Origin of the sequence: Amycolatopsis decaplanina DSM 44594, from assembly GCF_000342005.1 — a bacterium.
Classification (GTDB): Bacteria; Actinomycetota; Actinomycetes; order Mycobacteriales; family Pseudonocardiaceae; genus Amycolatopsis; species Amycolatopsis decaplanina.
The window spans coordinates 144,492-158,105 of the sequence record NZ_AOHO01000055.1; the positions used below are offsets into that span (position 1 = coordinate 144,492).

Here is a 13,614-nt window from a genome sequence, read left to right on the forward strand (position 1 = left end):
GTTCAGGACGTTTTCGCCCTGAACGACCCTTCCCGGCATCCGGGTGCCCTAAGACCCGCTCGACGTCCACTGTGGACTATTGCGAGGCGCGGGAAGCACCTCCGGCAGCGCGTATCCTTCGGGCGCCGCGGAAGGGCTGACACCGGCCCGCAGCGCGAGTTCCATCTCGAACCGGGCCCCCGGGTCGCGCAGGTGCTCGCCGAAAGTCGCCTGCAACTGCCGCATCCGGTACCGCACGGTCTGCGGGTGTACCTGGAGCCGCTCGGCGATGTCGACGACGTTGCCCTGGCTGTCGAGCCAGGCGCGCAGGGTCTCGAGCAGCCGTTCCCGCTGTTTCCCGGTCATCTCGGCGAGCGGGGCGAACAGGCGGTCGCGCAGCTGGCAGGTCAGCGCGGCGTCGGCGTTCACGAGCAGGGTGGCGAGATGTTCTTCGGCGCGGATCACCCGGCGGGCCTGGACGATGCCGCGTTCGGAGAGGTGCAGGGCTTCGCGCGCCCAGCGGAGGGAATCGGCGACGGAGTCCAGCGGACGGCACGGGCCGATCGACAGCCGATAGTCCGGCAGCGCGGCCTGCAGGGTGGCCAGACGGGCGCCGGTGATCTCGCCGGGGACGAGCAGACGCGGCTCAGCGCAGTCGAGTTCGACGAGGACGTCCGAATCCACCGCGTTGTGCCGCCGGGGTCTGACGCTCTCACCGATCGGCTGCAGCACCACCGGCGTCGCGCGCTCGGGCACCGTCCAGCCGGTCAGCTGCGCGAGTTCCGCGATCGCCTTCGTCGGCGCGGGCGGGGTTTCCAGCACCAGGTGCAGCAGTTTGCGGCGCCACGTGTCCAGTGCGCCGGCGGTGCGCGCCTTCGCTTCGAGGTACCCGTCCAGCGCGACGGACGCGAGTTCGTCCATGAACGCGAGCATCGCGTCGGCCAGTTGCGACATCACCGCGGACGAGAGACCGCTGCGGCGGCCGACGCGCATGATGCGCCGCCACGAGACCCGCGCACCGACCCGGTACGCAGACTGGAGGGTGTCGAGGCTGCGGCCTTCCCTCATCTCGTTCTGCCCGAGCCGGTGGTGGACCTCGTGCGACTGTTCCTTGGAGACGCTGGGATCCGCGATCTGGGCGACGAACAGCGTGATCGCGTATTCGACGCCCGCGCGGATCGACTTGCCGTAGGGCCCGTCGAGCGGTCGCGCGTACGCGGGGATGGTCGCCCGGATCTCGTCGACGATCTCGTTGGCGAGACTGCCCAGTTCCGGTCGCAAAATGTCGGCGAGCTTGCGAGGAAGCGCCGCAGGGGGCTGCGCAGCGTGTTCGATTCCGCGCTCCACCGACATCGCAGCTCCTTTGCTCCGCCCAGCGTCCCGACATCCCACGATCGTCGTGGGGTGACAACGAACACATCGCAAAGTCGCTCGTGAATGTGTCACCTTTCGCAGAAGAAACCGATTTCTTGTCACCGTCGTGACAAAATCACGGGTCATCCCTGAATTTTGATGACAAGTGCCCGGCAAACGCCTCGCGCGGTACGTACGAACGGCCGAAGTGGATGCGACCGTGACGGAGCGTCACCGCTTTCCGGTGAGCAATTCACCGAGTACTTCGAGCACCGGCGCCAGCACGCGCACCTCGGTGCCGGCGCATTCGGTGATCCCCGCGCCGACGACCTCGAAACCGCTCAGCCCGCGAAGCATCGCCACCAGGCGCTCGATCGTCAAGCCACCGGGCTCCGGACAGTTCAGCCCGTCGAACTCGCGCGGGTCGAGCACGTCGAGGTCGAGATGGACGTACACCTTGTCCGCGCCGGCCAGCCCCGCGGCGACGTCGGCCGCTTCGACGGCGAGCCCGCGATCGACCACGGCCCGCTCGGCGTCGTCGAAGGCCCTCGTCCCGGCGAGGACGACACGTCCGGGTTCGACCGGCGGGTTCGCGGCGAACTCCGGGTCACCCTCGCCGAGCAGCGACCGCAGCACCATTCCGTGGAACGCGCCCGACGGCGACGTCTCCGCGGTGTTGAGATCGGAATGCGCGTCGAACCAGGCGACGCCGAGCGCGGGCCCGAAGCGGTAACGCGCGACCCCGATCGGGATCAGTTCGACGCCGCAGTCCCCGCCGATGGTGAGCACCGGCCCGCCCGGCGCCTCCAGCGCGGCGAGCTGCGCGGCCCGGTTCGCGCCGGTGAGCACCACACGGTTGGCGATGCCGTTGACCACGGGCGAGGTCTCGCGGGTCTGCCGGATGTGGTGCACCGGCACGCCCAGCACGTGACCCGCCAGCTCTGCGAGCGCGACGCAGCCTTCGGGCAACTCCGGCGCGCGCTCGGTCAGTGCGCCCTGAAACTGGGGTACGGCGTTGATCAGCACCGGTCCACGTTAGCGGCGGCCGCAAGTCCGTGAAGGCCCCCTTGAGGGACCCTGGGTCTCTCAAGGGGGCCTTCACGGACAGCTCGGCTCAGGTCACTCCAGGACGAGAAGCAGGTCCCCGCCCTCGACCTGCTGGACGGCGTTGATCGCGCGCCGCGACACCTTGCCGCCGGCGGAAGCGGTGATCGACGCCTCCATCTTCATCGCCTCGATGGTCGCGACCGTCGCACCGGCCTCGACCTCGTCGCCCTCGGACACCTGCAGCGTCACCACGCCCGCGAACGGCGCGGCGATCTGCTTCGGGTCGCCCTTGTCGGCCTTCTCCGTCGCCGGGATGTCCGACGCGATCGAGGTGTCGCGGACCTGGATCGGGCGCAGCTGGCCGTTGAGCGTGGACATCACCGTGCGCAGCCCGCGCTCGTCGGCCTCGCCGATGGCCTCCAGCTCGATCAGCAGCCGGACACCCTGCTCCAGGTCGACCGAGTACTCCTCTCCCGGGCGCAGGCCGTAGAAGAAGTCCTTGGACGGCAGGACGGAGGTGTCACCGTACTGCTCGCGGTGCGCCTCGAAGTCCTTCGTGGGCCCGGGGAACAGCAGCCGGTTCAGCGTCGCGCGCCGGTTCTCCGCCAGTCCTTTGTGGTCCTCTTCGGACAGTTCCTGCACCGGCTTCGGCTGCGCGCGGCCTTCGAGGGCCTTGGTGCGGAACGGCTCCGGCCAGCCACCGGGCGGGTCGCCCAGTTCGCCGCGCAGGAAGCCGATCACCGAGTCGGGGATGTCGAACTTGTTCGGCTCCGCCTCGAAGTCCTCCGGCGAGACGCCGGCGCCGACGAGGTGCAGCGCGAGGTCACCGACCACTTTGGACGAGGGCGTGACCTTGACCAGATGCCCGAGGATCCGGTCCGCGGCCGCGTACATCGCCTCGATGTCCTCGAACCGCTCGCCGAGACCGAGCGCGATCGCCTGCGTGCGCAGGTTCGACAGCTGCCCACCGGGGATCTCGTGGTGGTACACACGCCCGGTCGGCGACGCGAGACCTGCCTCGAACGGCGCGTAGATCTTGCGCACGCTCTCCCAGTACGGCTCCAGGTCGCCGATCGCCTGCAGGTCCAGCCCGGTCGGCCGGTCCGAGTGGTCGGTGGCCGCGACGAGCGCGGAAAGCGACGGCTGCGACGTCGTGCCCGCCATGGACGCGACGGCACCGTCGACGGCGTCCGCCCCGGCCTGGATCGCGGCGAGGTACGTCGCCAGCTGGCCACCCGCCGTGTCGTGCGTGTGGATGTGCACCGGCAGGTCGAATTCCTTGCGCAACGCGGAAACCAGCCGCACCGCCGCGGGTGCCCGCAGCAGTCCCGCCATGTCCTTGATGGCCAGGACGTGCGCCCCCGCGCCGACGATCTGCTCCGCCAGCTTGAGGTAGTAGTCCAGGGTGTACAGCTTCTCGGCCGGATCCGACAGGTCCGAGGTGTAGCAGAGCGCCACCTCGGCGACGGCGGATCCGGTCTCGCGGACGGCTTCGATCGCCGGGCGCATCTGCTCGACGTCGTTGAGCGCGTCGAAGATCCGGAAGATGTCGATCCCGGTAGCCGTCGCCTCCTCGACGAAGGCGTTGGTCACCTCGGTGGGGTACGGCGTGTAGCCGACCGTGTTGCGGCCGCGCAGCAGCATCTGCAGACAGATGTTCGGCACCGCTTCCCGCAGCTTCGCCAGCCGCTCCCACGGATCTTCGGCGAGGAAGCGGAGGGCTACGTCGTAGGTCGCGCCGCCCCAGCATTCCAGCGAAAGCAGCTGCGGCGTGGTCCGCGCGACGATCGGCGCGACGGCGAGCAGGTCCTTCGTCCGCACCCGGGTGGCGAGCAGCGACTGGTGCGCGTCGCGGAAGGTGGTGTCGGTGACGCCGATGGTCGGCGACTCCCGCAGCCAGCGGGCGAAGCCCTCCGGCCCCAGTTCGGTGAGCTTCTGCTTCGAGCCGGGCGCCGGTTCGAGGCCCGTGGGCAGCTTCGGCAGTTTGACCTGGGGGTCGAGGGTGCGAGGACGTTCACCGTGCGGCTTGTTGACCGTCTTGTCGGCGAGGTAGGTCAGCAGCCTGGTCCCGCGGTCGGCCGAATGGCGCGCGGTGAGCAGATGCGGGCGCTCCTCGATGAACGAGGTCGTGACGCGGCCTTCGCGGAAGTCCGGGTCGTCGAGGACGGCCTGCAGGAACGGGATGTTCGTGGCCACGCCGCGGATCCGGAACTCCGCGACCGCGCGGCGGGCGCGGCCGACGGCGGTCTTGAAGTCGCGGCCGCGGCAGGTGAGCTTCACCAGCAGCGAGTCGAAGTGCGCGCTGATCTCGGTGCCGGAGAACGCCGTCCCGCCGTCGAGGCGGATGCCGGAACCGCCGGGCGAACGGTACGCGCTGATCATCCCGGTGTCCGGGCGGAAGCCGTTGGCGGGATCCTCGGTGGTGATGCGGCACTGCAGGGCGGCGCCGCGCAGGTACACCTTGTCCTGCGAGAGCCCGAGGTCGTCGAGCGTCTCGCCGGAGGCGATGCGCAGCTGCGACTGGACGAGGTCGACGTCGGTGACCTCCTCGGTCACCGTGTGCTCGACCTGGATGCGCGGGTTCATCTCGATGAAGACGTGGTTGCCGTCCCGGTCGAGCAGGAACTCGACGGTGCCGGCGTTGCGATAGCCGATCTGGCGGGCGAACTTCACCGCGTCGGAGCAGATCCGGTCCCGCAGTTCGGACGGCAGGTTCGGCGCCGGGGCCAGCTCGACGACCTTCTGATGCCGCCGCTGGACCGAGCAGTCGCGCTCGAAGAGGTGGATCACGTTGCCCTCGCCGTCGGCGAGGATCTGGACCTCGATGTGGCGAGGCTCGACGACGGCCTTCTCGATGAACACAGTCGGGTCGCCGAAGGCGGATTCGGCCTCGCGCGCGGCGGCCTCGATGGACTCGCGCAGCTGCGCGGGGTCCTGGACGCGGCGCATACCGCGCCCGCCACCGCCGGCGACGGCCTTGACGAAGACCGGGAAGCCGATCTCTTCGGCGGCGGCGATCAGCGCGTCGACGTCGGAGGACGGTTCCGACGAGCCCAGCACCGGCACCCCGGCCTCGCGCGCGGCCTTGACCGCGCGAGCCTTGTTCCCGGTCAGCTCGAGGATGTCCGCGCTCGGTCCGACGAAGGTGATGCCTTCGTCCTCGCACGCGCGCGCGAGGTCCGGGTTCTCGGAGAGGAAGCCGTAGCCGGGGTAAACGGCGTCCGCCCCCGCCTTCTTGGCGGCGGCCACGATTTCCTCGACCGACAGATAGGCCCGCACCGGGTGACCGGGTTCGCCGATCTCGTAGGCCTCGTCGGCCTTCAGCCGGTGGAGCGAATTGCGGTCTTCGTGCGGGAACACAGCCACCGTGCCCGCGCCGAGCTCGAATCCGGCGCGGAACGCGCGAATGGCGATCTCACCCCGGTTGGCGACCAGTACCTTGCGGAACATGCCGGTCCTTCCCATCATCGGATCGGTAGGTGAGGCACGTTACCTGCTCGCTCCCGCAGGACGGGAGTTGTTGCCCAGGTGATGGACGTCATCCCCGCCTGAGTTGCGCCCCCGGGCTCTGGAGCAACCGGTTCGCGGTGCCCTCGTGGACACCGGTCAGCACGTCGACCGAAGCGAGGTCCACGAGCGCCTTCGTGACGTCCGCGGCGGAGACCGCCGGGTGCAGGGCCCGGTACAGCGCGGCCACCCCGGCGACGTGCGCGGCGGCCGACGACGTCCCGCTGAGCATCCTGCCGCCGCTCCCCCCGGCGTTGGGTCCCGGCACGTCCACGCCGGGCGCGAAGAGGTCGACGACCTCGCCGTAGTTCGACGTCGACCCGACCTGATCGCTCGCGTCGGTCGAGCCGACGGTGAGCGCTTCGGCCACCCGGCCGGGTGAGAACTTCCCCGCGTCGGTGGCCTCGCCGCCCGCCGGGAGGGCGACCGGGACGACCGCCGCGAGCGCGCGGACGGCGGCGTCGAGCTGGTCGTTGGCCGCGCCGCCGATGCCGAGGACGGCGACGGCGGGCTGTTGCGCGTTCTGCGTCACCCAGTCGATTCCCGCGATGATCTTGTCCGTCGCGCCGCCGCCCTGTGCGTCGATCACCCGGACCGGGACGATCTGCGCGGCCTTCGCGACACCGAAGGTCTTCGACGCGGCGACACCGGCCAGGTATGTGCCGTGCCCGTTGGTGTCGGAGGTGTCGGTGCCGCCGTTGAGGAAGTCCTTACCGGGTTTCACCCGGCCGCCGAAGTCCGGATGCGCCGCGTCGACACCGCTGTCGATCACGTAGACCGTGACGTCCTTGGCGTCGGTCTCGTAGTGGTAGAGCTGGTCGAGGCCCGTTCGCTGGTCGATCCGGTCCAGTCCCCAGTTCGGCGGGTTCTGCTGGACTTCCGTCGCGGAGGCGGGCTGCGCCACGAGTACCAGGAGCGCCAGCGCGGCCATGATCCGTACCAGTCGAATGATCATGTCTTGGCTCTACGCCTGTACCCCGGGGGCGGCAACCCCGGACTGTCACCCGTTCGACTGGTCTTGGCCGATGTGACCACTGACCGTCGACTTCGGGAAGCAGACCAGTGCGTCGAAGGCAATGACGACGTCGACGGGGTTGAACAGGTGCGCGTGCCGGATGCTCCGGGGTCCCTCGGTTCCGCGCCGCGCGCGGAGGTCCACCAGCCCCGGGCCCTCGGCTTCGACGCTGCCGTCCGCCGGTGCCTCCAGTTCCTGGCGGTACACGGTGAAACCGAGCCGCGCGGCCGGATCCGGCCTGAGCCCGGTGGTCTCGCCCTCGACCGCGGTGAGTCCCAGCGCGAAGTAGTCGTCGCCGAACTCGGCGGCCAGATGCGTGCCCGCCGAAGGGGAGGTGAGCCCGGGGAACGGCGAGAACGGCACGCGCTGGAGGTGTCCGTTGTGGAGCATCACGACGATCTTCGTGTCGTCGCCCCTGCGCCGGCGGATCAGCCGGACGGTCTCGGCCATGTACGCGTCGCGCGAACCGCTCTGCAGGGCGGGCGCGTCGCCGGACATCATCGCGGCGACCTCGGCGAGGTACGCGTCGACGCGCAAGGCGCCTTCGACGTGGTGCTCCGCGACGGCGGTGTTCCCGTAGACGGGACGCAACGAGGTGAGGTGCGTCTTGAGCCGGGTGAGCGCCGCGGTCGCCGTGTCCTTGGCGGCGGCGTCGAGGGCGGCGTACTTGGCGGGCGCGTCCGCGCTGCTGACCGACGCGTACCCCTTGGTCGCCTCGATCGCCGCGTCGACGAGGCCCACCGCGGGCTCGTCCACAGTGGACAGGTAGGCGCGGACCGCGTCGAGCGACGGCACGGGCGAGCCCGCGGAACTCGGCACGTCGAGGCCGTAGTACCGGATGTCGCCCCGTTCGCGGAGCCACGTCAGCATTTCGTGTGCCTCGGGCGACTCCCCGAGCGAGAAGGTGAAGCCGTCGCGGCCGATGTCGGCGAGGTCCCCCGGGGCGCCCTTCAGCCAGTCGTCGACGAGTTTTCCCTCGGCGAAACCGGATTCGAACGCGACGACCCGGAAGCCACGCTGTTCGACGAGGTGGCGGAGCAAACGATTGCGCAGGTCCCCGAACTCGTGGATGTGGTGGTTGTTCTCACCGATGGCGACAATCCTGGCGTCCCCGATGAGTTCGGCGATCTTCGCTGGGTCTGACATACTGACCACACTAACGCAACAGGAGTAGCAATTGGCAACCTCCGGTACCCAGCGGCCCGGTGGCCGGACCGAACGCACCCGTCAGGCCGTCCTGCACGCCACCCTCGACCTGCTGGCCGAACGCGGGTTCGGCGAACTGACCGTGGACGCGGTCGCCGAGCGGTCCGGGGTGCACAAGACCACGGTGTACCGGCGCTGGTCCTCACCGGACGGTCTCGTCGCCGCCGCGCTGCAGATGGGCGCGGAGGACGACTGGACGGCGCCCGACACCGGGTCGCTCGAGGACGATCTGTACGAGGTCGCGGCCGAGGTGGTGCGGTACTTCACCGAGCCCGAGCTGAAGGAACTGCCGACGGCGTCGGTGCTGGCGGCCTTCCAGTCGCCGCAGGCGGCCGAGGCGCTGCACGACTTCTACCAGGACAGGCACGTGCGCATGGCGCCGATCGCGGAGCGGGCCGTCGCGCGGGGCGAGATCCCTTCCGGTACGGATGGCGACGAGCTGGTGCGGGCGGTGTGCGGGCCGATGTTCTACCGGCTTTTCCTGTCGAGGGAAAGCGTCACGGTGGCGGACGCGCGAGCCACGGCGCGGGCGGTGGCGGTCGCGGCCGCGTCGGGAACCTATGTCCGCTCTCGCAATTAGTCACCTACTTGCGAGAGTTGGTCACCCGCTGAGGACAGTTTTACCGTCAACACCAAGGACTTCCGGGGCCCACACTGGTCTCTCCGTGCCGAGAGAGGGAGCCCGTCATGACCGAGGAAATCCGGAACCGGCCGCTGGAGATGCCACGCGGGCTCAAGTTCGTCCGCGGTTTCCTCTGGCTGCAGGCGGTCCTCAACATCCTCGTCAGCGCGCTCGTGACCTCGCTCGCGATCAACGAGCTCGACCACGGCAACGAGGAAGCGGGCCTCGCCCTGGCGCTGGCGATCCTCGGTTTCGTGGTCGCCGTCGTGCTGATCGCCTGCGCGACAAGGATCTCCCGCGGTTCGGCCTGGGTGCGGCCGACGGTCATCGCCGTGGAAGGGCTGGCCGTGGTCATGGGGCTGATCAGCCTGGTCAGCGGCGGGGCGATCACCCAGCTGATCGGGATGGGCATCGCCGTCGGCATCATCGTCATCCTCAACAAACCCGAGGAACGCGCCTGGTTCACCCGCTGACGAGGTCGCTCCGGTAGCGCACTTCGGAAAGCGGGACGTCTGACGGCAAGGTCCGATCGGGCAGAGATGTTCACGTCAGCTTTTTTCCAGATACTCGACGCGATCTTCGTCGACGACGTCGGCGATCATATGCGCCAGCCCCAGGTGATTCCCCAAAGCCGGGTCCTTTTCGACGATTTCCGACGCGCGGGCCCTCGCCTCGGCGATGACCTCCTCGTCCTGCAGCAGCGACAGCAGTTTCAGGGTCGACTTCTTCCCCGACTGCGCGGCGCCGAGGATGTCGCCCTCGCGGCGCAGTTCCAAGTCCATTCGGGACAGTTCGAACCCGTCCGTCGTGGACTCGACGGCGGCGAGCCGCTCGCGGGTGGTCGTCCCGTCCAGGGTTTCGGTGACCAGCAGGCACAGTCCCGGAACGCTGCCCCGGCCGACCCGGCCGCGCAGCTGGTGCAGCTGGCTGATGCCGAAGCGGTCGGCGTCCATGATCACCATCGCTGTCGCGTTCGGCACGTTCACGCCGACCTCGATCACAGTGGTCGCGACGAGCACGTCCAGGTCACCCTTGGAGAACGCCTGCATCACGGCGTCCTTGTCGTCGGCGGGCATCCTGCCGTGCAGGGCCCCGATCTTGAGCCCCTTCAACGGCCCTTCGGCCAGCTCGGGCGCCACGTCGAGGACGGCGAGCGCCGGCCGTTTGTCGCCCTTGTCCGACGCCGGTTCGTCGCCGATGCGCGGGCAGACGATGTAGGCCTGATGTCCCTTGCCGCATTCCTCGCGGACCCGCTGCCAGGCCCTGTCCAGCCACGCGGGCCGTTCCGCGACCGGCACCACCGACGTCTTGATCGGCGACCGGCCGGCGGGCATCACGCGCAGCGCGGACGTCTCCAGGTCGCCGTAGACGGTCATCGCGACCGTGCGCGGGATGGGCGTCGCCGTCATGACCAGGACGTGCGGGCTCGTCTCGTCGGAACCGCGGGAGCGCAGCGCGTCCCGCTGCTCCACCCCGAAGCGGTGCTGCTCGTCGACCACGACCAGGCCGAGGTCCGCGAAGGACACCGTGTCCTGGATGAGCGCGTGCGTGCCGACGACGATCCCGGCCTCGCCGCTGACCGTCTCCAGCAACGCCTTCTTGCGTTCCTTGGCGCCCATCGAACCGGTCAGCAGGGTCACCCGCGTCGCGTTCTCCGCGCCGCCGAGCTCACCCGCCTGCCCGAGGTCGCCGAGCATCTCGCGCAGCGACCGGGCGTGCTGCGCGGCGAGGACCTCCGTCGGCGCGAGCATCGCCGCCTGCCGCCCGGAATCGACGACCTGCAACATGGCGCGCAGCGCGACCACCGTCTTGCCGGAACCGACCTCGCCCTGCAGCAACCGGTTCATCGGATGCTCGGTGGACAGGTCACGGGCGATCTCGTCGCCGATCTCCTGCTGGCCGGAGGTCAGCGCGAACGGGAGCCGCTTGTCGAAGGCGTCGAGGATGCCGCCGTCCTTGTGCGGACAGGCTTTCGCGGGCCGCGAGACCAGGGAATGCCTTCGCTGCGCGAAAATCAGCTGCACCGCCATGGCTTCGTCCCATTTGAGCCTGCGGCGCGCGGAGTTCAGCGCGTCCCAGCCCGACGGGCGGTGGATGCCGCGCAACGCGCTTTCCAGGCTGGGCAGGCCGTACCGGGCCAGCAGTTCCGTCGGCATCGGGTCTTCTTCGACCTCCAGCACGTCCAGCACCTGCCGCACGCTCTTGGCGATCACCCACGTCGGGATCCCCTGCGCCGCCGGGTACACCGGGATGATCTCGGCGAGGAAATCGTCCAGCGCCTCGGCTTCCCGGTCCGCCTCGAACAGTTCGTACTCGGGGTTCGCCAGCTGCAGGACGTCGCGGAAGGCGGTGACCTTGCCAGCGAAGAGCCCGTTCTTGCCTGGCACGAGCTCCTTTTCGCGCCAGGCCTGGTTGAAGAAGGTGCACTGCAGGCGGCGTTTGCCGTCGGTGATCACCATTTCGAGCAAGGTGCCGTTGCGCGCCTTCATCCGGCGCTTGTTGACCCGCTCGATCCGCGCCATCACGGTCGCGTGCTCACCGAGTTCGAGCCCGGCGATGTCGGTGAGCTGACCGCGTTCGGCGTAACGGCGGGGGTAGTGGCGCAGGAGGTCGCTGACCGTCTCGATCTTGAGGCCCTTGGCGAGGGCCTTCGCCGTCGCCGCGCCCACGACCAGCTTGAGGTCCGCGCGCAGGTTGGTCATGCGGTCACTCCACCCCCATCAGCAGCACGGCGTCGGACTGGCCGCCGGCGTAACTCGTCACTTCGACCTCGGGATGCTCCAGGCGGAGCCGGTCGGCCAGCTCACCGGGCAGCCGGACCGGCACGTCCACGCCGGTCAGCACGGTGACCAGTTCGCCGCCGAGGGCCAGCATCCGGTTCAGCACACCGACCGCCGCCGCGACCAGGCTCGTCTCCGAGGCGGGCGCGGGCTCGATCAGCACGACCTCGCCGTCGACGAGGCCGACGACGTCACCGGCCTGCGCCCGGCCCACCCAGGTTAGCGACTCCTCCTGCGCGATCCGCAGTTCGCCACGCCTGGTGGCGGCGGCCGCTTCGGCCATCGCGACCACGTCGTCGTTGGTGCGGCGGTCCTTGTCGTGGACGGCCAGCGCGGCGAGCACCTGGACGGGTGACACGCACGGGATGACGACGACGTCGCGGTCCGCGGCCATCGCGTGCCCCGCCGCCGCGTCGGCCGCCGCGGTCAGCTCCTGACCGCCCGGAAGAACGGTGACGTGGTGCCCGGCCGCCTCGTTGATCAGGCCCAGCATCTCTTCGACCGTCGGCGACACCCCCGGCGGCACGGACAGCACCGCGACGCCCTCGGCCCGCAACAGCTCGGCCAGCGGTCCGCCGTGGACCACGGCGACCACCGACCGGTCGATCCCGCCGCCGACCTCGACCGGGGTCGGCGTGATCAGCGGCTCGACCCTTACCTTGCGGGGACGGCCGAGCTCGATCCCGGCCTCCAGCGCCGCGCCGATGTCCGCGCAGTGCACGTGGACGGCGTACGCGCCGGCGCCGTCCCCGGCGACCGTGACGCTGTCGCCGAGGCCGCTGAGGGTCTTGCGAAGCCCGGGAAGACTGCCCTCGTCGACGCCGTCGAGCAGGTACATGACCTCCCAGGCCGTCGGCGCGTCGATCGTGTGATGGTGATGTGCCTCGAGCGGATGCTCCGGCTCGGTGAGGCCGCCGGAGATCACGCCGGAAAGGGCGTCGAGAACCGCGACCAGGCCGCGGGCGCCGGCGTCGACCACACCGGCCACCGCCAGGACGGGCAGCTGCTTCGGGGTCTCTTCGAGGGCTTCGGCGGCGACGCTCGCCGCCGCGGCGGCCACCTCTTCGAGTGACCCTGTCGCGTCGCGGACGGCCGCGGCGACGGTGTGGAGCACGGTCAGGATGGTTCCGGCCACCGGGCGGCTCACCGCCCCCGTGGCGGCCCTGTCCGCGCACCCGAGCGCCTCCGCGAGACCGGGCCCGTCGAGCTCCCTGGCGCTCGCCGACTCGGCGATCCCGCGCACGACCTGCGACATGATCACGCCCGAATTGCCCTTGGCCGCGGCGACCGCGCCCTTCGCGAACGCCGCCAGCGCCTCGGCGGTCGTCGCTGGGTCGGCCTCCGCCAGCGCGTCGCGGGCCGCGGTCATGGTGAACAGCAGATTGGAGCCGGTGTCGGAGTCGGCGACCGGGTAGACGTTGATGCCGTCGATCGCCGGCCGCAGCACCGCCAAGCTGTGCACACAGGCCGCAGACCAGGCCGACACCGCCGCCACGTCCAGCACCCGCACCCCGTAACCTCCTACCTGTTCCAGCGAGGGTATCGACCCGGTGCCGGAGGGCTCTGAGCCACTGGTTACTATGGTCGAGTTGCCCAGCGTGCTGGGCACCATTCTTTCGTCCCAGATCCAGAGGAGTTCGACGTGGCTGCCGTGTGCGACGTCTGTGGCAAGGGACCGGGCTTTGGCAAGTCGGTCTCGCACTCCCACCGGCGTACCAACCGCCGGTGGAACCCGAACATCCAGACCGTTCACGCCAAGATCGGTCTGTCCCAGCGCAAGCGCCTGAACGCCTGCACCTCGTGCATCAAGGCGGGCAAGGTCGTTCGCGGCTGAACCGGGTTTTTGGGGAATGGCGGGTGCTCTTCGGAGCACCCGCCATTTTTTATGGGCGCGTGGGCGTGGGTCCAGGTGGTCTCTGCCGGACTTTCCCCGCTCTCGCAAGTCCGTGAAGGCCTCCTTGAGGGACCCTGAGTCCCTCAAGGAGGCCTTCACGGACAGCAGCGTCGCCTCAGGAGTCACACCGGTCACTACTTCCTCCCGAAGTACATGAAGGCCCCCTTCCTTGCGCCTAGCGCAAGGAAGGGGGCCTTCATGTACTTCAAGC

The 13,614-nt window shown here is 69.8% G+C and carries 10 protein-coding genes; 3 read left to right on the forward strand and 7 right to left on the reverse strand.

Features of this window, described 5'->3' with window-relative positions; translation table 11 throughout:
* Positions 1 to 48 precede the first annotated feature (48 nt).
* The 5 genes from H074_RS17865 to H074_RS17885 form a co-directional block, all read right to left on the reverse strand.
* Positions 49 to 1,332 (reverse strand): PucR family transcriptional regulator, encoded by a 1,284-nt coding sequence (locus H074_RS17865; RefSeq protein ID WP_007031441.1) that lies wholly within the window; start codon positions 1,330 to 1,332, stop codon positions 49 to 51.
* Between the two features lie 231 nt (positions 1,333 to 1,563).
* Entirely contained in the window at positions 1,564 to 2,358 is a 795-nt protein-coding gene (locus H074_RS17870; protein ID WP_007031442.1) for an arginase family protein, read from the reverse strand.
* 93 nt (positions 2,359 to 2,451) lie between these two features.
* Positions 2,452 to 5,829, reverse strand: a complete 3,378-nt coding sequence (locus H074_RS17875) for a pyruvate carboxylase (RefSeq protein WP_007031443.1) — start codon at positions 5,827 to 5,829, stop codon at positions 2,452 to 2,454.
* 88 nt (positions 5,830 to 5,917) lie between these two features.
* Positions 5,918 to 6,841, reverse strand: a complete 924-nt coding sequence (locus tag H074_RS17880) for a S8 family peptidase (protein WP_007031444.1) — start codon at positions 6,839 to 6,841, stop codon at positions 5,918 to 5,920.
* A gap of 45 nt (positions 6,842 to 6,886) precedes the next feature.
* Positions 6,887 to 8,047 (reverse strand): erythromycin esterase family protein, encoded by a 1,161-nt coding sequence (locus tag H074_RS17885; protein WP_007031445.1) that lies wholly within the window; start codon positions 8,045 to 8,047, stop codon positions 6,887 to 6,889.
* Positions 8,048 to 8,078: 31 nt separating this feature from the next.
* Here H074_RS17885 and H074_RS17890 point away from each other — a divergent pair, with 31 nt between their 5' ends.
* Both H074_RS17890 and H074_RS17895 read left to right on the forward strand, forming a co-directional pair.
* On the forward strand, positions 8,079 to 8,687 hold the full coding sequence (locus tag H074_RS17890) for a TetR/AcrR family transcriptional regulator (RefSeq protein ID WP_007031446.1): 609 nt from the start codon (positions 8,079 to 8,081) through the stop codon (positions 8,685 to 8,687).
* Between the two features lie 107 nt (positions 8,688 to 8,794).
* Positions 8,795 to 9,202 carry a hypothetical protein gene (locus H074_RS17895; protein WP_007031447.1) on the forward strand — a complete coding sequence of 136 codons (408 nt, stop codon included), beginning with the start codon at positions 8,795 to 8,797 and terminating at the stop codon, positions 9,200 to 9,202.
* A 75-nt stretch (positions 9,203 to 9,277) separates the two neighbouring features.
* Here H074_RS17895 and recG read toward each other — a convergent pair whose 3' ends face one another.
* A complete protein-coding gene (gene recG, locus H074_RS17900) occupies positions 9,278 to 11,431 on the reverse strand; it encodes an ATP-dependent DNA helicase RecG (RefSeq protein ID WP_007031448.1) in 2,154 nt (717 codons plus the stop codon).
* 4 nt (positions 11,432 to 11,435) lie between these two features.
* On the reverse strand, positions 11,436 to 13,019 hold the full coding sequence (locus tag H074_RS17905) for a DAK2 domain-containing protein (RefSeq protein WP_007031449.1): 1,584 nt from the start codon (positions 13,017 to 13,019) through the stop codon (positions 11,436 to 11,438).
* Positions 13,020 to 13,151: 132 nt separating this feature from the next.
* Here H074_RS17905 and rpmB point away from each other — a divergent pair, with 132 nt between their 5' ends.
* Positions 13,152 to 13,343, forward strand: coding sequence for a 50S ribosomal protein L28 (gene rpmB / locus H074_RS17910; RefSeq protein WP_007031450.1), 192 nt, complete (start codon positions 13,152 to 13,154; stop codon positions 13,341 to 13,343).
* Positions 13,344 to 13,614: the final 271 nt, after the last annotated feature.

Coding starts and splice junctions, on each gene's coding strand:
- H074_RS17880 (WP_007031444.1), bottom strand. CDS start 6,841: ATGATCATTCGACTGGTACGGATCATGGCCGCGCTGGCGCTCCTGGTA.
- H074_RS17875 (WP_007031443.1), bottom strand. CDS start 5,829: ATGTTCCGCAAGGTACTGGTCGCCAACCGGGGTGAGATCGCCATTCGC.
- H074_RS17885 (WP_007031445.1), bottom strand. CDS start 8,047: ATGTCAGACCCAGCGAAGATCGCCGAACTCATCGGGGACGCCAGGATT.
- H074_RS17865 (WP_007031441.1), bottom strand. CDS start 1,332: ATGTCGGTGGAGCGCGGAATCGAACACGCTGCGCAGCCCCCTGCGGCG.
- recG (WP_007031448.1), bottom strand. CDS start 11,431: ATGACCAACCTGCGCGCGGACCTCAAGCTGGTCGTGGGCGCGGCGACG.
- H074_RS17895 (WP_007031447.1), top strand. CDS start 8,795: ATGACCGAGGAAATCCGGAACCGGCCGCTGGAGATGCCACGCGGGCTC.